The 15,963-nt window shown below is 62.8% G+C and carries 21 protein-coding genes; 8 read left to right on the top strand and 13 right to left on the bottom strand.

All coding sequences use genetic code 11. From position 1 onward, the window contains the following. Positions 1–110: 110 nt before the first annotated feature. The 5 genes from Q0974_RS01180 to Q0974_RS01160 all read left to right on the top strand — a co-directional run bounded on the left by Q0974_RS01180 (position 111) and on the right by Q0974_RS01160 (position 5,617). Entirely contained in the window at positions 111–1,190 is a 1,080-nt protein-coding gene (locus tag Q0974_RS01180; protein ID WP_299321627.1) for a type III polyketide synthase, read from the top strand. Next, positions 1,190–1,882, top strand: a complete 693-nt coding sequence (locus Q0974_RS01175) for a methyltransferase domain-containing protein (protein ID WP_299321625.1) — start codon at positions 1,190–1,192, stop codon at positions 1,880–1,882. Before Q0974_RS01180 ends, Q0974_RS01175 begins: the two co-directional genes overlap by 1 nt. Further along, complete coding sequence (locus Q0974_RS01170; RefSeq protein WP_299321622.1) at positions 1,861–2,958, top strand: FAD-dependent monooxygenase; 1,098 nt, start codon at positions 1,861–1,863, stop codon at positions 2,956–2,958. The genes Q0974_RS01175 and Q0974_RS01170 overlap by 22 nt, the downstream gene beginning before the upstream one ends. Positions 2,959–2,989: 31 nt before the next feature. After that, positions 2,990–3,391, top strand: coding sequence for a peptide-methionine (R)-S-oxide reductase MsrB (gene msrB, locus Q0974_RS01165; protein ID WP_299321620.1), 402 nt, complete (start codon positions 2,990–2,992; stop codon positions 3,389–3,391). Positions 3,392–3,502: 111 nt separating this feature from the next. Further along, positions 3,503–5,617 carry a transglycosylase domain-containing protein gene (locus Q0974_RS01160; RefSeq protein ID WP_299321618.1) on the top strand — a complete coding sequence of 705 codons (2,115 nt, stop codon included), beginning with the start codon at positions 3,503–3,505 and terminating at the stop codon, positions 5,615–5,617. Here the strand turns inward: Q0974_RS01160 and Q0974_RS01155 are convergent. Genes Q0974_RS01155 through Q0974_RS01145 form a run of 3 tightly spaced genes read right to left on the bottom strand, consistent with a single transcriptional unit; the run spans position 5,593 to position 7,339 of the window. Beyond that, positions 5,593–6,321: a SprT family zinc-dependent metalloprotease gene (locus Q0974_RS01155; protein WP_366943562.1), complete on the bottom strand. Its 729-nt coding sequence runs from the start codon at positions 6,319–6,321 to the stop codon at positions 5,593–5,595. The genes Q0974_RS01160 and Q0974_RS01155 overlap by 25 nt on opposite strands. Next, entirely contained in the window at positions 6,290–6,685 is a 396-nt protein-coding gene (locus Q0974_RS01150) for a YcgN family cysteine cluster protein (protein WP_299322128.1), read from the bottom strand. Before Q0974_RS01150 ends, Q0974_RS01155 begins: the two co-directional genes overlap by 32 nt. Before the next feature lie 48 nt (positions 6,686–6,733). Next, a complete protein-coding gene (locus Q0974_RS01145) occupies positions 6,734–7,339 on the bottom strand; it encodes an SCO family protein (RefSeq protein ID WP_299321616.1) in 606 nt (201 codons plus the stop codon). A gap of 149 nt (positions 7,340–7,488) precedes the next feature. On the opposite strand from Q0974_RS01145, the gene Q0974_RS01140 reads away from it, so the two are divergent. Further along, on the top strand, positions 7,489–8,046 hold the full coding sequence (locus Q0974_RS01140) for an ankyrin repeat domain-containing protein (protein ID WP_299321613.1): 558 nt from the start codon (positions 7,489–7,491) through the stop codon (positions 8,044–8,046). A 20-nt stretch (positions 8,047–8,066) separates the two neighbouring features. On the opposite strand, the gene Q0974_RS01135 is transcribed toward Q0974_RS01140, so the two are convergent. The 10 genes from Q0974_RS01135 to Q0974_RS01090 all read right to left on the bottom strand — a co-directional run bounded on the left by Q0974_RS01135 (position 8,067) and on the right by Q0974_RS01090 (position 14,131). Then, positions 8,067–8,549 (bottom strand): MmcB family DNA repair protein, encoded by a 483-nt coding sequence (locus tag Q0974_RS01135; RefSeq protein WP_299321611.1) that lies wholly within the window; start codon positions 8,547–8,549, stop codon positions 8,067–8,069. Positions 8,550–8,587: 38 nt separating this feature from the next. Continuing rightward, on the bottom strand, positions 8,588–8,929 hold the full coding sequence (locus Q0974_RS01130; protein ID WP_299321608.1) for a DUF1491 family protein: 342 nt from the start codon (positions 8,927–8,929) through the stop codon (positions 8,588–8,590). Next, positions 8,926–9,393, bottom strand: a complete 468-nt coding sequence (locus tag Q0974_RS01125; RefSeq protein ID WP_299322125.1) for a PaaI family thioesterase — start codon at positions 9,391–9,393, stop codon at positions 8,926–8,928. The genes Q0974_RS01130 and Q0974_RS01125 overlap by 4 nt, the downstream gene beginning before the upstream one ends. After that, on the bottom strand, positions 9,386–9,850 hold the full coding sequence (locus tag Q0974_RS01120) for a PTS sugar transporter subunit IIA (RefSeq protein WP_299321606.1): 465 nt from the start codon (positions 9,848–9,850) through the stop codon (positions 9,386–9,388). The genes Q0974_RS01125 and Q0974_RS01120 overlap by 8 nt, the downstream gene beginning before the upstream one ends. A gap of 62 nt (positions 9,851–9,912) precedes the next feature. Then, positions 9,913–10,500 (bottom strand): ribosome-associated translation inhibitor RaiA, encoded by a 588-nt coding sequence (gene raiA / locus Q0974_RS01115; protein WP_299321603.1) that lies wholly within the window; start codon positions 10,498–10,500, stop codon positions 9,913–9,915. A gap of 53 nt (positions 10,501–10,553) precedes the next feature. Beyond that, on the bottom strand, positions 10,554–11,264 hold the full coding sequence (dnaQ, locus tag Q0974_RS01110; protein WP_299321601.1) for a DNA polymerase III subunit epsilon: 711 nt from the start codon (positions 11,262–11,264) through the stop codon (positions 10,554–10,556). Continuing rightward, a complete protein-coding gene (coaE, locus tag Q0974_RS01105) occupies positions 11,252–11,866 on the bottom strand; it encodes a dephospho-CoA kinase (protein ID WP_299321599.1) in 615 nt (204 codons plus the stop codon). Before coaE ends, dnaQ begins: the two co-directional genes overlap by 13 nt. Continuing rightward, entirely contained in the window at positions 11,863–12,699 is an 837-nt protein-coding gene (aroE, locus tag Q0974_RS01100) for a shikimate dehydrogenase (RefSeq protein ID WP_299321598.1), read from the bottom strand. Before aroE ends, coaE begins: the two co-directional genes overlap by 4 nt. Beyond that, on the bottom strand, positions 12,696–13,247 hold the full coding sequence (locus Q0974_RS01095; RefSeq protein WP_299321595.1) for a nucleoside triphosphate pyrophosphatase: 552 nt from the start codon (positions 13,245–13,247) through the stop codon (positions 12,696–12,698). Before Q0974_RS01095 ends, aroE begins: the two co-directional genes overlap by 4 nt. A gap of 32 nt (positions 13,248–13,279) precedes the next feature. Continuing rightward, the gene (locus Q0974_RS01090; protein WP_299321593.1) at positions 13,280–14,131 is read right to left on the bottom strand and encodes a pyruvate, water dikinase regulatory protein; all 852 of its coding nucleotides are present in this window, start codon (positions 14,129–14,131) and stop codon (positions 13,280–13,282) included. Positions 14,132–14,445: 314 nt separating this feature from the next. Here Q0974_RS01090 and hemE point away from each other — a divergent pair, with 314 nt between their 5' ends. Next, positions 14,446–15,501 (top strand): uroporphyrinogen decarboxylase, encoded by a 1,056-nt coding sequence (gene hemE / locus Q0974_RS01085; protein WP_299322123.1) that lies wholly within the window; start codon positions 14,446–14,448, stop codon positions 15,499–15,501. Between the two features lie 3 nt (positions 15,502–15,504). Further along, positions 15,505–15,948, top strand: a complete 444-nt coding sequence (locus tag Q0974_RS01080; protein ID WP_299321591.1) for a CopD family protein — start codon at positions 15,505–15,507, stop codon at positions 15,946–15,948. Positions 15,949–15,963: the final 15 nt, after the last annotated feature.

The raw sequence follows: 15,963 nt of genomic DNA, 5'->3' as shown, positions 1-15,963 counted from the left end.
GAAATATGGGCGAGCCATACCCCTTTTTCGCCGTTAACCAATCAATATATCGTTAACATTCAAATCGCCCGGTCATGGCTTCCCCATCGGCGCGGCGTCGATTACGAGGGATGGACCCTGTGCCGATACCCACGCCCCATATCAACGCCATCGGCGCGGCAACGCCCGATCATGACATCCATGAAGCCTTTATCGGATGGGCCGGGGAGCAATTGTCCGATCCGCGCGAACAGGCGGTTTTCTCGCGAATGGTGGAGCGCTCGGGCATCGATCATCGCTGGTCCGTGCTGCCGCGCGGCGCGAATGGCGGCTCACCGGTCAGTCCGGAAGGGTTTTACGCCCAAGGCATGCCGCCAACATCGGCGCGAATGCAGCATTATGCGCAGGCCGCGCCTGAACTCGCCCTGAAAGCCGTTGGAAACCTGCCTGAAACGCTCGATCCGGCTTCTATCTCGCATCTCGTCGTCGCAAGCTGCACCGGTTTTACCGCCCCGGGGCTGGATCAGCTCGTCGCCCGGAAACTGGGCCTTTCCGGCGCGGTCGAACGAGTTTTGGTCGGTTTCATGGGCTGTTATGGCGCGGTCACGGCCTTGCGCACCGCCTATCATATCGTGCGCTCCGAGCCCGAAGCCCGGGTTCTCGTGATCGCCACGGAGCTCTCGACACTCCATCTCCAGCCCGAGGATTCGCTCGAGCCGCTCCTCGCAATGCTGCTCTTTGGCGATGGCGCCGCTGCGGCAATCGTCAGCGCCGATGCACAAGGCCTAGCCATAGACGGCCAATTTGCGGCGACGCTCCCCGATTCCGAAGCCCTGATTCAATGGCATGTCGGCGATACCGGTTTCGCCATGCATCTTTCCGGCGAAGTGCCGGGCCGGCTCGGCGACGCGCTGGCGCAGTCCGATCTACGATCTGCGATCTGCAATGGCGCCGGTCTCGATGGCATCGATAGCTGGGCGGTGCATGGCGGCGGGCGTTCGATCCTCGACGCGGTCGAGAAGGGGCTGGATATCGGCCCGGATGCGCTGAATCATTCACGCACCATTTTGCGCGAGAAAGGCAATATGTCGTCAGCGACGCTGATGTTCGCGCTCCAGCGGGTCATGCAGGGGCCGCCCGTCGATAATGGGATAGCCATCGCCTTCGGACCCGGGCTTGCGGCCGAGGGCTTCCGCTACAGCAGCGCGTGATGGCGAATCTGGCACAACGCGCGATTGCCGAAGAGCAAATGGATGCGCCTGGCCTGGCGCCGGACATTTACGCCGCAGTGCTCACAGACCTCGAAAAAGCGAATTACTGGACCTTGTCGGCGCGCCCGACCCTCGCCTTTCTGAAACGCGCGATACGCGGCCGCGACCGCTTCACCCTGCTCGATGTCGGCTATGGCGGCGGCGGCATGTTGCGCGCTATCGCGCGATGGGCGGCGAAGACCGGGCGCGAGGCGCGGCTCACAGGCATCGATCTCAACCCCAAGAGCAAGGCCGCGGCCGAGGCGCTGACGCCCGCGGAATTGGATATCGAGTATCGCACGGGAGACTATGCGGATTGCGAACCCGCGGATTTCGTTATTTCCAATCTCGTCGCGCATCATATGACGCATGACGAGCTGATCGCCTTTCTCTACTATATGGAAACGCATGCGCGGACCGGCTGGCTGGTAAACGATCTGCATCGTCATCCACTCTCCCATTTCGGTTATCCACTGCTCGCACGGCTGATGGGCTGGCATCCGATCGTCCGCGCCGACGGCCAGCTTTCCATCGCGCGCAGCTATCGCCCGGGCGAATGGGCACCCATCCTCGAAGAAGCCGGAATCGCGGATGGCGCTGCCAGCGTCGTACGTCGCTTTCCGTTCAGGCTATGCGTCGAACGGCTGCATTGATCGCAGGTGGCGGCCCGGCGGGACTGACCGCCGCGCTGACGCTGGCGCGCGGCGGCGGCGAGCCGATTCTCATCGAGCGCCATGCAGAGACGCCGGACCTATTGTGCGGCGGTTTTCTGAGCTGGCAGACGCTGGATACGCTCGATGCCATCGGAATCGATCGGGATCGTCTGGGCGGCCATCCGATCAACCGGGTCGGACTCTATGCCGGTGGGCAATCCCGCATCGTGCGCCTGCCGCGCTCCGGCATCGGCCTCTCCCGGTACCGGCTAGACAGCGTGTTGCTGAGCGCTGCGGAAGCGGCGGGAGCCGATATCCGGCGCGGCGTGGCGCTCAGAAGCGCCGATGCGGCTGGCACAGTCAAACTTGCCAATGGCGAAGACATGGCCTCCGACGCCCTGTTTCTTGCCACAGGCAAATATGAGCTGCGCGGATTGAAGCGTCCGGTTGCGAAGCGTGACGCCGACCCATGGATGGGTCTGCGTTATCGGATCGTTCCGTCCGAGCGCTTGTCCGCAACAATCAACGGCATCATCGAAATGCATCTGTTCCGGCACGGCTATGCCGGCCTTTTGCTGCAAGAGGATGGCAGCGCCAATTTGTGCGTGGCGGTGCGCCGCTCGCGGCTGCGCGATGCGGACGGTGATCCAATGCAGTTGCTGAAAGAAATTGGCTTGGAATCGCCGTTTTTGGGGAGGCGACTGGACGGCGAAGCTCTGCCGGATACGGCCGATGCCATCAGCCGCGTGCCCTATGGTTGGCGGATGCGCGAGGGGATGGCGGGCGTGTTCCGGATCGGCGATCAGGCCGCCGTCATCCCGTCGCTGGCCGGCGAAGGCATCGGCATTGCGCTGGCCAGCGGAAGAGCTGCGGCCGACGCCTATCTCGAAAAAGGCCCAAAGGGTGCAATTGCGTTCCAGCGGGATTTCGCACGCACCGCGAAACGGCCGATCGCGTTCGCCTCGGCTCTCAAGACGCTGGCCGACCGACCGCGCCTTGCCCGTCATGCACTCCGGCTGGGCGCGGTGCCCGGTTTTGTCGATATGCTCGGCGCGGCGACCCGTATTCGCGCTTGATCGGGCACAGTCCGCCGCCCATATCTGGCCCATGGAAAAGCTCGAACTTAGCGACGCCGAATGGCGCGACCGTCTGACGCCCGAACGCTATCATGTGTTGCGTGAGGGCGGCACGGAACCCGCCTTTGCCGGCGATCTCTACGATAATCACGAGGCCGGCGATTATCTGTGCGCGGGCTGCGGTCTCAAATTGTTCGAGAGCAAAACCAAGTATGACAGCGGATCGGGCTGGCCGAGCTTTACCCAGCCGGTGAACGACGAGGTTGTTACCGACCATCGCGATATGAGCCACGGCATGGTGCGGACCGAATGCCGCTGCGCGCGCTGCGGCGGCCATCTCGGCCATGTCTTCCCGGACGGCCCACCGCCGACCGGACTGCGTTACTGCATGAACAGCCTGGCGCTCGAGTTCCGTCCGTCCGATACGGATTGACGCTTTAGCAGCCTGAGTAGCGACCGGCTAGAATCCGGCTGATTCAGCCCACATTCAGCCGCATTGGGCGCTTGTGACGGGCTGGGTTCGCGCATAGGGCTGACAATCGACATGGCGGCATCTCGAGCAAAGACGCGCGGGCCAGTCTGGCGCATCACGATCGGGCTGATCAAGTTCGGCCTGTATGCGACATTTCTGGGCATTGTCGCGCTCGCGGTGGCGGTCGGCATCGCCATGTCCTCGCTGCCCGATTTCGAGACTTTGCAATCATCGCCCAACGGGCAAACCGTGCGTGTGCATGCCGCTGACGGCACGGTAATTTTCGCGATGGGTCCGAGCTACGGCCAATGGCTGCGTCACGACGAGATTCCGGAGATCATGCGCGATGCGATGATCTCGGTCGAGGACCGGCGCTTCGAAAGCCATATCGGCGTCGATCCGATCGGGATTGCGCGCTCCGTACGCGTGCGGATCGAGCGTGGCAGTTGGGTGCAGGGCGGCTCGACCATCACGCAGCAGCTCGCGCGTAACCTGTTCCTCACCAATACGCGCACCTTCGGCCGCAAGATACGCGAGATCATCCTCGCGCTCGCGATGGAGCGCACTTTTACGAAGGACCAGATACTCGAACTCTATCTGAACCGCGTCTATTTCGGCGGCGGCGCCTATGGCATCGACGCGGCCTCGCGGCGCTTTTTCGGCCATACGGCGCGCGACCTCGATCTGTCGGAAGCCGCCGTGATCGCGGGCCTGGTGAAAGCGCCGTCTCGCTATTCGCCGACCGCCGATGCGCAGGCGGCGATCGGCCGGGCCGGCGTCGTGCTCGATCTGATGGTCGAAACCGGCCGGATCGGGGCGAGCGAAGCCGCCGCAGCCGCACCGAACGATGTCGCCCTCGCGCCGCAGCCACGCCGCAATTCGGTACGCTATTTCACCGACTGGACGCTCAACCAGCTCGACCTGTTGATCGACGAGACGCGTGCGCCGATCGATGTCTGGACGACGCTCGATCTCGATATGCAGGCGCAGGCGGTAAACTCAGTGCGCGCCCATACGCCCGAAGGCGCGCAGGCCGCTCTTGTGTCGCTGGATCGCGACGGCGCGGTGCGCGCCATGGTCGGCGGGACGGATTACGTCACCTCCAACTATAATCGGGCCGTTACGGCCGTACGCCAGCCAGGCTCGGCCTGGAAGCTGTTCGTCTATCTGGCCGCGCTCGAAAATGGCTATACGCCGAGCGATCGGGTGGTGGACGAGCCGATCGACTGGAACGGCTGGCAGCCGCGTAACAGCTCCGGGCGCTTTTCCGGGGAAATGGATGTCCGCTCGGCCTTCGCCTATTCGGTCAATACGGTCGCGGCGCAACTCGGCGCGGAAGTCGGGCTGCATACGGTCGCGAATATGGCGCAGCGTTTCGGGATAACGACGCCGATCAACACGCACCCCTCCATGGTGCTCGGCACGTCCGACGTGCGCGTCATCGACATGGCGCGCGCCTTCGCGTCCGTGCATGCGGGCGGCACGGCAGTCGAACCCTATGGCATCGTTCGGGTAACGATGGAGGATCCCGACACGCGCGAAGAGGTGGAGCTGTACCGCGCCGAAATCGATCAATCGCGCGTGCTCGTCGCACCCTATGTCGCGGCCGAGATGACAGACCTTCTGCAAACGGCGGTTGCAACGGGCACGGGCCGCGCCGCGCAAATCGGCCGGCCGGTTGCCGGCAAGACAGGGACGACAAGCTCCAATCGCGATGGCTGGTTCGTCGGCTTTTCATCAGGCCTCACCACGGCCGTCTGGATGGGGCGCGACGATGCCCGCCGCGTCGCCGGGCTGCAGGGTGGACGCGCGCCGGCCCGCGCTTTTGCCGATTTCATGCGCTATGCGGTATCCAACCGGCCGGTCGAGGAATTCGACACCGAGGTCACGCTCCCCGAATGGCGGCTCGAAGGCGAGGATGACGCCTATTTCGGCGATCCCTATGCCGACGAGATATTTGTCGATGAGAATGGCATGCCGATCCCGGCGCCCGACATTTACGGCGAGGACCGGCGCTATGAAGACGGCAGCGGGCCCGGCAATATGGACGAGGAATGGCTCGACGAGGTGCTACGCCGCAGCGAGGGCGACCGGCGTGCGGAGCGGGAGCGCGACAACGCACCGTCGCGTGACGATCGCGAACCCGCGCCGGCCATCCGGTCTCAGGAAGAGCAGCCGACCCAATAAAGCGCCGTGCCATGATCGCGCAGCCAGGCGCGTTCGGGCGCCGGATCGCGGCCGAAAAGCTCCGCAACCAATGCATGAAACTGTGGACTGTGGTCCATATGGACGCGATGCGCGACCTCATGCGCGACCGTCGCGGAAAGCACCGCCTCGGGCGCCATGACAAGCCGCCAGCTGTAGCGGATATTGCCGGATGACGCGCAGCTGCCCCAGCGGCTGCGCGGATCGCCGATGCTGATACGCGCAACATCGACCCCGGCCCGCTTTGCATAAAGATTGGTTTCCTCGGTCAGGATGCGGCGCGCCTCATCCTTAAGCCAGTTCAGTGTGCGCCGCGTAATCGCCTCTTGCGACCCACCGAGCTGCAACCGATCCTCATCGAGCACCGGTTTACGCGGATAGTCGTGCGACCAATCGACATGGACATCGCGGCCGCGATAGGGGAGCCGTGCATTGGCTTCGATCGGGCGCGGGCGCGGCAGCTGCGCCAGCCGTTCTTCGATCCAGTCGCGCTGGCTTTCGGCCCATCGACGCGCCTTGGCCATGCTGCCGCGTTGCGGCATGCTGAGCAGCACCCGCCCGTCGCGCGGATCGACTCGCAGCCGGAAGGATCGCGCGCGCGGATAACGTTTGACGGTCAGCGCGCGGCGATGCCCACCGCCTTCAAACAGCAGCTCAGAGCGCGCGGTCGACACAATGATGCTCAAGGTCTCCGGCCTCGGTCTCCGAAACCGTCCACCCGCGGATGGATTCGCCCGCCGCGTGCACGGCCTCACGGTCGCCGCAGACCAGATAGTGCCATTCGGGCAGCGGCTCGCCGCGCGCCAGCAGGCGATAGGCGCAGGTGCTCGGTAGCCAGGGAAAGTCTTTCATCTTGCGTGCCGACAACCGCAGACAATCGGGCACATGAATCCGGCGATGTTTGTAATCGGTGCAGCGCGCGGTTTCGAGATCGAGCAATTTGCACGCGACATTGGTCGGTTGCAGCGCGCCGGTTTCCTCATCCTGCAATTTGTGGAGGCAGCATTTCCCGCACCCATCGCACAGCGCTTCCCATTCGGTCCGCGTCATCTGATCGAGCGTTTTGGTCTCCCAGAAATTGCCTGCCAACGGACCGGCCTATCGCGCCCAGGCCGCCAGGGAATCGGCGATCGCCTCGGGGCTGTCCTGAATCGGCAGGATCACCAGCGGCTCGCCTTCCGGCCCGAACAGGATCGCATTGTTGCTATGGTCGACGAGATAGTTGCCTGACCCGTCATCCTCACCGAGCTGATAATAGACGCCATAGCGCTCGACCGCGGAGTCAATCGCTTCGCGCGACCCGGACAGGCCGACCATGCGCGGATGGAAGCTGTTGGTGAATTCTTCAAGCACCTCCGGCGTATCGCGCGCGGGGTCGACGCTTATGAAGATCGGCGTGATGGTTTCCGCAAGCTCCGCATCGCGCTCTTCAAGTACGCGCATCGCCTGACCGAGTTTCTGCATATCGACCGGGCAGACGTCCGGGCAGAAGGCATAGCCGAAATAGATCACGCGATTCTGCCCGGCGAAATCGGTGTCGCGCACGGTTTCGCCATTTTCGTCGACAAGCTCGAAGGCCCCGCCGATCGCCGCGCCTTCGAGTGGCGGTGGGGCAGAACCCTCGGAACCAGCTGCACAGGCGGCCAAAAGGCCGGTCAGAAGCAATGTCGAAAAAACGGTTTTCACGGGTTTGCGATCGTTCATGGCGGGCCCATTCATGCTTTGCTAAGGGGCGAGAGACAAGTAGGTTCGAGACCCTGTTTAAAGGTAGGAACTCCATGCACCGGATCAATGCATCCCGACCATCCGCCAAAGCGATTGCGGTTCTCGTTGCCGCGCTAGGCGCGATTCTCATGCCCATCCCCGCCTCGGCCCAGTTTTCCGATACCTATAATTTCCTGCGCGGCGTGCGTGATCGCGATTTCGCAACCGTCCGCGATCTCGTCGAAGCGCCGAGCTCAACGGTCATCAACGTCCGCGACCGGTCTTCGGGCGAGGCGGCCTTGCACATCGTGACCCGCGAGCGCGATCCGCAATGGGTTCTCTATTTGCTGCAGCAGAACGCCAATCCGAATATCCGCGACCGGGAAGGCAATACGCCGCTCCATATCGCCGCGCAGATCGGTTTCCCCGACGCCGTCAACTGGCTGCGGATCGTCAATGCCGATCTCAATGCGCGGAACAACCGGGGCGAAACGCCGCTGATCCTGGCCGTCCACCAGCGTAACGGCGCGATAGTCCGGCAGCTCGTCGATGCGGGCGCGAATCCCGATATCGCGGACAGCGTCGTCGGATTGTCGGCACGCGATTATGCCGCCCGCGATCCGCGCGCTTCGGCCATATTGGAGATTCTCGATTCAGCCGAAGAGCAGCCGGAAGATAGCGCGGTTTTCGGACCCAGCCCCAACTAGGGGCCGAACCCTAAGGTCGGTCAGTCAAGGCCGTCGATATGCGGGTCTTCGACCGCCAATAGGCGCGCCGCCGCGCGCCGCGCAAAGCGCAAGGTTTCGGCGCGCCGGCGCGGCGCGGCCAATGGCGTCTCGGCCGCCTCGCGCACGATTGCCGCATCATAGGCATCGGCGACGATGAGGCCCGAGACCTCCGGCTGCAATTCCTTCCGTTCGCACAGGCTGAGATCGAATCCGGCAGGCACCGCCCAGAAAAAGCGATCACAATAGTCGAGATAGTCCGGCCATTTTCGATCGCCGAGCAGATCGGCACGGCTGATTTTGATTTCGACGATAACGATCTGCCCCTTGGTGTCGACCGCCATCATGTCGGCCCGGCGGCCATTGCCCAGCGTCACCTCCGGCACGGCGATCAGTCCATGTCGGAACAACAACCGCGCCGCGCCGCGCACGACATCGCCGGCGCTCAGCGCGGTATCGGACGGGATCGACTGCATATCGGCCATGGGTTTTGGTAGAACAAAGACCGAACGAATGAAAGCGGCTATTCCGCGCCGATAAAGTCCGCGAGCCAGGCCTCAGGCTCATCGAGATCGATCTCGACGACCCAGATATCGGGATCGAACTTGCGCCGCCGTTCGAGATAGGCGCTCAATGCCTGCGGATCGGACGCATCCTCCGGACCCGCCGCGACCCAGCGATAACTGCCATCGGGCGCCATGCCGCGCTCCCGCAGGCCGCTCACGACACCGCGATTGGCGAGCGCGAGCAGGACGGCGCCGGATATCTCGTCGCCCTTGGTCAGGACCATGGCATGGCCGCCCGCCGCCTCGACTCGCCGCCGCAATGCCGACACCAATGTCTTGCTGGTAATCCGGGCACTCATCCGGGCAGGCGATATCCGTCGAGCGAGGAAAGCGGGATGCGCGATTTCATGAAGGTGCCGGTGCCGCGCGCGGCCTCCTCGCCCTCGGCATCGATCAGCCGCGCCTCGGCCACGAACACGCGGCGCTGCCCGCTGACCCATCGCCCTTCGGCCGTCACCGTGCCGCCCGTCATCGGGCGCGTGAACAGCAGGTTGAACCCGGTGGTCAGCAGGAAGCGATCGGATACGAGGCTGTTTGCCGCGTAAAACGCCGCATCGTCGAGCATCTTGAAATAGCTGGTGCCGTGAATCGCGCCTGCCGCATGATTATAGCGCTCGTCGAGATCGAAACGGATGCGCGCCAAGCCGCTTTCGACGATCTCGAGCTTGGATTGCCAGATTTCGTTGATCGGCGCGGAATCGTATAGCGATTCCAGCGCGCGGAAATGCGCCTCCGCGCCGGCGAGCGGCGCTTCCTCAGGCAGCGTCCGCCGCCTCGAAACTGGTCATGAGCGCAAATACCGCATCGGTAGAGCGCGCACCGCGCAATTTCGCGACGAAATTACCGTCGCGCAGCCGCCGGCTGATCCGGGCCAGCGCGCGCAGATGGGCCGCGCCATCGGCTTCCGGCGAGAAGAGCGCGAACACACAATCGACAGGCAGATCGTCGACCGAATCATAGTCGACCGACTTTTCGAGACGGAAGAAAATGCCGAACGGCTTTTCGAGGCTCTCGATCCTCCCGTGCGGGATTGCGACGCCATCGCCAAAACCCGTCGATCCCAGCTTTTCGCGCGCGATGAGCTGGCGTTCGAGCGCCGGCGCGTCCGCATCGGCGATTTCGGCCGCATGCTGCGCAATCAGGCGGAATAGCGCCGATTTACTGTCCACCGCATCGACAAACACGACGAAAGCGGGGCTCGGAAACTCAAACTCTGACATGGAACACCTTGGTTGCACAGTGAAGACCGGGCGAACGCCACGGTCGGAGGGGACAATATGCTCTAGGCCGTACGCTCGGGTTCTACCCAGCCGATGGAACCATCGCGGCGTCGGTAGACCATATTATATACCCCGGTATCGCTGTTTTTGAAGAGCAATGCGTTGGTATTGCGCAGATCCAGCATCCATACGGCGTTCGAAACGCTCGCGTCAGGGATATCCACACTGGTTTCCGCGATGATCGGCGGATTGTCCGGCACGTCTTCCGATTCTTCGCCGCCATGAAACACCGTATATCCGGCATTCGCTTCGGGCATGACCGGCGGCATTTCGCCGTTGGAATGTTTGTGATGGTCTTTCAGCCGATCCATATGGCGGCGCAGCTGCTTCTCGACATGGCCGGCCGCTTCTTCAAAGGCCGCATGCGCATCGCCCGGATTGTCGGCCTCGCCTTTCAGGATCACGCCCTGCATGACATGGGCGACGATCGAGCAGCGGAAGCCGTGATCGCGCGGTCCCTTGCCGAACGTCACATTGGCCGAAATGGCGCGGGCAAAATATTTGTCCGCAATGGCCGTCATCCGCTCTTCGACATGGTCCTTCAGCGCATCGCCGGTTTCGACCTGATGACCCGATACACGAATATCCATTGCTTCATTCCTTCACCAACTTGCGGATTCCCAAACGGAAATCCGCGCTGTCTTCAAGTCCCGAACCGGTCGGCCGGCCATAACGGATCGGTCAGATCGGCGATAAAGGCCGCGTGGCGCTGTTGTTCCTCGGGCGAAGCGCTATGCGGCCGCGGCTCGCGCACCGGCCGGCGCGGCGCCCGGGCCGCTCTTTCCGTCGGCGCGCGTTCGCGGGATGCCGATTCCGTTTCCGCGCCCAGAGTCAGGCCGATCTGCCGACCGCCGGTCAGTTCGACATAAACCTGGGAAAGCAATTGCGCGTCGAGCAGGGCACCGTGCAGCACGCGCTGACTGCGGTCGATACCATAGCGCGTGCATAACGCGTCGAGACTATGTTTCGCGCCGGGATGTTTGGTCCGCGCTATGGCCAGCGTATCGATCATCCGCTCCATCGCGACAGCGGCACGGCCGGCGCGTTCCAGTTCAGCATTCAGAAAACCGAAATCGAATTGCGCATTATGGGCGACGAGCGGGCTGTCCTCGATAAAGTCGAGAAAATTCTGCGCCTCGACCGAAAAAAGCGGTTTGTTCGCGAGAAATGCATCCGACAGGCCGTGCACGGCAAAGGCGTCGCTCGGCATCTCCCGTTCCGGATTGCAATAGACATGGAAGCTGCGCCCGGTTTCGACCCGGTTGACCAATTCGAGCGCACCGATTTCCACCAGCCTGTGCCCGTCTGACGGGCTGAGTCCGGTGGTTTCTGTATCGAAAACTATTTCACGCATTGCTGACAATATCGGACGTCATGATCGCTTAGGCAAGTGACGAGCGCGTCAACCTGCGCACGGGTCTCGTCCAGCGGCCCGCCCGTGTCGATCACGAAATCGGCGCGGTCGCGCTTTTCGGCATCGGGCATCTGAAGGCCCAATATATGCTCGAATTTCTCGACCGTCATACCGGGCCGCTTCAGCACGCGCTCGCGCTGGGCTTCGGCCGGCGCGGAAACGACGATCACCGCGTCGAGCCCCGCATCGCCGGTTTTCTCATACAGCAGCGGAATATCGAACAACACCATCGGCGCATCGCGGTTCGCCTCCAGAAAAGCCGCGCGATTGCGGCCGACCACGGGGTGAATAATCGCTTCGAGCGCCTGCAGCTCTTCGGGGTTGCCAAGCACCGCCTGGGACAGCTTCGCCCGATCGACGCCGTCCGGACCCGTCGTACCCGGAAACCGTTTTTCGATTTCCGGCACCAATTCGCCGCCCGGACCTTGCAGCCGGTGCACCTCGGCATCGGCATCGAAGACGGGCACGCCCCGGTCCGCGAACATCCGCGCGACAGTCGACTTTCCCATGCCGATGGAACCGGTAAGTCCGAGCGTCTTCATGCGATGAGCAGCTCCCGCAGTTCGTCGTCATCCTCGCGCGGCGCCGGTTCGCCGAAAAACAGCTCAAACGCAATGGCCGCCTGACCGATCAGCATTTCGAGACCATCGATCGTCGCAAGGTTCCGATCGCGCGCTGCGGCGAGCAGTTCGGTTTCGAGCGGCGCATAGACAAGATCATAGACCACCGCCGCTTCGGGGAGACTCTCGAGATCAGGCACATATGCGTCCTGCCCGACCATCCCCAACGGGCTCGCATTGACGAGCAGCGAAGCCGGCGGCAGTGGCGCGTCGAGCGGCAATGCCTCGCCTTTCAGCCCAAATGCGGCCAACAGCGCGGCACCTTTCATCGGCGTGCGATTGAACAGCATGACCGAGCCAACATCGGCGCGCTTCAATGCGAACAACACCGCCCGGGCGGCCCCGCCCGCACCGATCACCGCGACTGATACGTCCTGCAAATCCATGGCCGAGATCGGCGCATAGAAGCCCGCGGCGTCGGTATTGGTTCCGATCAACACCCCGTCTTCGTCGCGCAACACGGTGTTGATTGCACCGATACTCTCGCGCAGGCCGCCGCGATCCGCGACATGGTCGAGCGCCTTTTCCTTGTGCGGGATAGTGATGTTGCAGCCGCGCCAGTCGGGATCAGCCTTCCGGCGGGTGAAATAGTCGGCGAGCGCATCCTGTTCGATATGCGTCGCCCGATAGTCGGCGTCGATGCCGAGCTTTCCGAGCCAGAAACCATGGATCAGCGGCGATTTGCTGTGCGCGATCGGATCGCCGATCACTTCGGCATAGCCTGTCCTGAGCGCAGTCGAAGGAGGAATGCTCATGCCGGCATGACTCCACGCACGCGCAGATAGTCGAGCAGCGGAAGCAGCGGCAGACCCAAGATGGTGAAATGGCTGCCATCGATACGCGCGAAGAGCTGCGCGCCGCGCCCTTCCAGCCGGTACCCGCCCGCGCAACCGCCGATGGCTGGCCATTCGGCATCGAGATAGGATTCGAGAAACGCATCCGAAAAATCGCGAATAGCCAGTTTCGCGACATCGATATGCCGCCACACGGGTTTGCCCGCTTCGCAGATTACGGCCGCACTCGTCTGGCTGTGCGTTTCGCCGCGCAGCGCCTCGAGATGCGCCCGCGCTTCGTCCCGCGAACCGGCCTTGTCGAATATCCGGGCGCCGAGCGACGCGACCTGGTCGCAACCGAGAACCAGCGCATCGGGAAAACGGCGCGAGAGTTTGACCGCCTTGAGTTCGGCCAACGCGTCAGCGAGATTGCGCGGCGAGATTCCATCCGCGCGCAGCGATTGTTTGGCCGCCTCCTCGTCGACGCCGGCCGCCATCGCCTCGAACGGTACGCCCGCGGCTCCAAGCATGGCGCGCCGCGTGCTGCTTTGCGAGGCAAGGATCAGGCTGGCGATGTCGTTTCGTCCGGCTGGATATGGCCATCCTTGTTGGACCGGTCGCTGACGATGTTGAGGATCGCCGCTGCGCTCTCCTCGATCGATCTGCGGGTGACATCGATGACCGGCCAGTCATTGTCCGCGAAGATCCGCCGCGCGAAACCGACTTCGGCCTTGACCCGATCCCGGTCGACATAATCGGTTTCGGGCGTTTGATTGAGACTGAGCAGCCGGTTGCGGCGGACCTGGACGAGCCGGTCGGGGCTGGTCGTCAGACCGACTATAACCGGATGTTTGAGTCGGTAGAGCGTATCGGGTGGCGGTGATTCCGGCACGAGCGGAACATTCGCGACCTTATAACCGCGATTGGCAAGATAGATGCTCGTTGGCGTTTTCGATGTCCGCGACACGCCGGCAAGCACGATATCAGCACGATCCCAATCGTCGGGCCCCACCCCGTCATCATGCGCGATCGTATATTGAATGGCTTCGACCCGCTGGAAATAAGCCGCATCCAGCGCATGCTGCCGCCCGGGCCGTTCCTTGGCTTCCATGCCGAGCAGCCGGGAGAGTGCGTCGATCACGGGATCGAGCGCGGAGACGGCGGGCAGGCCCATCGCCCGACAGCGCGTTTCGAGTTTGCGCCGCACATGATGATCGACCAATGTGTAGAGCACGAGGCCCGGCTGCTTACCGATATCGTCGAGCACGCGATCGACATGGCCTTCGCTGCGCACCATCGGCCAGAAATGCTTGATCGTCTCGACATCGTCGAATTGGGCGAGCCCCGCCTTGGCGATATTTTCGAGCGTCTCTCCGGTCGAGTCCGAAATCAGATGAAGATGGAGCCGGATCATGCAGCACCTGTGTAGCGCAGTCCGTATCGGACAACCATGTGGAAAAGCCTGACGATGGCGCTAGCGGAAATGCCGGGATAGAGGCAAGCGATGAAACCGTCACCGCACAGCGCGTTTTCATGCCATAGTCTATCAACAGGGAATGGAATCCGCACACAGGATGTGAGTTGCCGGGATAAGGGAATCGACTCCGGCCACTTTCGGGACTCTGTTCCGCGTCAAGCTGTTGGCATTATCGACAGTGCCGACTAAACCCCGTTGCCAAGCCTGCAACTGACTCCATCAATTTTATAATTATATAAGTATATATAGTGATAGACGAACCTTCCGAGACGCCGGACACCCAACAGACTGACCGTCCCCTACTCGCCGTTTTGCGGGGCGAGCGGCGCGACCCACCACCCGTTTGGCTCATGCGCCAGGCCGGACGCTACCTTCCCGAATATCGCGCGCTACGAGCGGAAAAGGGCGGCTTTCTCGATCTCGTGCATGACAGCGAAGCCGCAGCTGAGGTTACGCTGCAACCGATTCACCGGTTCGGTTTTGACGGGGCGATCCTCTTTTCCGATATTCTCGTGATCCCGCACGCGCTGGGTCAGGACTTGCGCTTTGTCGCCGGAGAAGGACCGCGCCTCTCGCCGCCGCTTGTCGATAGCGCGCTGGATGCACTCGAACCGGTGCCGGAGCGCCTGGACCCGGTCTACAGGACGGTTGCGTTAGTCGCAGAGGCCTTGCCGCCGGAGACGACCTTTCTCGGCTTTGCGGGTAGTCCATGGACCGTGGCGACCTATATGGTTGCCGGGCAAGGCAGCCGGGACCAGGCCGAGACGCGGCGCATGGCCTATGGCGATCCGCAAGCGTTCGGCGCGATCATCGATGCGATTGCGAACAGCACCATCGAGTATCTCGGGAAGCAGATCGAAGCGGGCGTCGATGCCGTGCAGTTGTTCGACAGCTGGTCGGGCAGCCTGTCGCCGGCGCAGTTCGAGCAATGGGTCATCGCGCCCAATGCGAAAATCGTCGCCGAACTGCGGGACCGGTATCCCGACACGCCGATCATCGGCTTTCCGAAAGGCGCGGGCGAGAAGCTGCCCGCCTATGCGCGCGAAACGATGGTGGATGCGCTCGGCATCGATGAAACGATCAATCCCGAATGGGCCGCCGATGCGTTGCCGGACACACTGCCGGTGCAGGGGAATCTCGATCCGCTGGCGCTGATCGCGGGCGGCGACCGGCTCGATCATGCGATGGACCGGATCCTCAGGGCTTTCGCCGGGCGGCCACATGTGTTCAATCTCGGCCATGGCATTCTGCCCGATACGCCGATCGCCCATGTCGAGCATCTGCTCGCGCGGCTGCGCGGAGGCTGAGCGATGATGGAAGTTCTTGCTCTCGCCTATCCCTGGCTCAAGGCCGCGCATATCATCTTCGTCATCTTCTGGATGGCCGGGCTGTTCATGCTGCCGCGCTTTTTCGTTTATCATCAGGAGGCGCCGGAAGGATCGGCCGAGGCGACGGCTTGGGTCGAGCGCGAGGATAAATTATCGACGATCATCATGAATCCGTCGATGCTGATCGTATGGGTTCTCGGCCTCGCGCTCGCCTATTATCTCAATATCTGGGCGCAGCCCTGGTTTCACGCCAAGCTGCTCTTCGTCGTCGCCTTATCGGGATATCAGGGCTGGCTGATGGCCTATCGCAAGAAACTCGCCCGGGGCGAGCGGCCCTTGTCGGGCAAGCGATTGCGTATGCTGAACGAGATACCGGGGATCGCCGCGGCCGTGATCGTCATATTGGTCATTGTCCGGCCATTTTAGCTAGGCGTCGCACAT

Origin of the sequence: Parasphingopyxis sp. (genome assembly GCF_028279465.1) — a bacterium.
GTDB lineage: Bacteria > Pseudomonadota > Alphaproteobacteria > Sphingomonadales > Sphingomonadaceae > Parasphingopyxis.
Note: the sequence above shows the minus strand (reverse complement) of the source record. Positions and strands in the feature narration are given on the sequence as shown.

Coding starts and splice junctions, on each gene's coding strand:
- raiA (WP_299321603.1), bottom strand. CDS start 10,500: ATGGATATTCGTGTATCGGGTCATCAGGTCGAAACCGGCGATGCGCTG.
- Q0974_RS01080 (WP_299321591.1), top strand. CDS start 15,505: ATGATGGAAGTTCTTGCTCTCGCCTATCCCTGGCTCAAGGCCGCGCAT.
- aroE (WP_299321598.1), bottom strand. CDS start 12,699: ATGAGCATTCCTCCTTCGACTGCGCTCAGGACAGGCTATGCCGAAGTG.
- Q0974_RS01180 (WP_299321627.1), top strand. CDS start 111: ATGGACCCTGTGCCGATACCCACGCCCCATATCAACGCCATCGGCGCG.
- Q0974_RS01130 (WP_299321608.1), bottom strand. CDS start 8,929: ATGAGTGCCCGGATTACCAGCAAGACATTGGTGTCGGCATTGCGGCGG.
- Q0974_RS01175 (WP_299321625.1), top strand. CDS start 1,190: ATGGCGAATCTGGCACAACGCGCGATTGCCGAAGAGCAAATGGATGCG.
- Q0974_RS01090 (WP_299321593.1), bottom strand. CDS start 14,131: ATGATCCGGCTCCATCTTCATCTGATTTCGGACTCGACCGGAGAGACG.
- Q0974_RS01120 (WP_299321606.1), bottom strand. CDS start 9,850: ATGTCAGAGTTTGAGTTTCCGAGCCCCGCTTTCGTCGTGTTTGTCGAT.
- dnaQ (WP_299321601.1), bottom strand. CDS start 11,264: ATGCGTGAAATAGTTTTCGATACAGAAACCACCGGACTCAGCCCGTCA.
- Q0974_RS01145 (WP_299321616.1), bottom strand. CDS start 7,339: ATGAACGATCGCAAACCCGTGAAAACCGTTTTTTCGACATTGCTTCTG.
- Q0974_RS01150 (WP_299322128.1), bottom strand. CDS start 6,685: ATGACGCGGACCGAATGGGAAGCGCTGTGCGATGGGTGCGGGAAATGC.
- Q0974_RS01135 (WP_299321611.1), bottom strand. CDS start 8,549: ATGGCCGATATGCAGTCGATCCCGTCCGATACCGCGCTGAGCGCCGGC.
- Q0974_RS01160 (WP_299321618.1), top strand. CDS start 3,503: ATGGCGGCATCTCGAGCAAAGACGCGCGGGCCAGTCTGGCGCATCACG.
- Q0974_RS01095 (WP_299321595.1), bottom strand. CDS start 13,247: ATGCTTGGAGCCGCGGGCGTACCGTTCGAGGCGATGGCGGCCGGCGTC.
- Q0974_RS01170 (WP_299321622.1), top strand. CDS start 1,861: ATGCGTCGAACGGCTGCATTGATCGCAGGTGGCGGCCCGGCGGGACTG.
- Q0974_RS01140 (WP_299321613.1), top strand. CDS start 7,489: ATGCCCATCCCCGCCTCGGCCCAGTTTTCCGATACCTATAATTTCCTG.
- msrB (WP_299321620.1), top strand. CDS start 2,990: ATGGAAAAGCTCGAACTTAGCGACGCCGAATGGCGCGACCGTCTGACG.
- coaE (WP_299321599.1), bottom strand. CDS start 11,866: ATGAAGACGCTCGGACTTACCGGTTCCATCGGCATGGGAAAGTCGACT.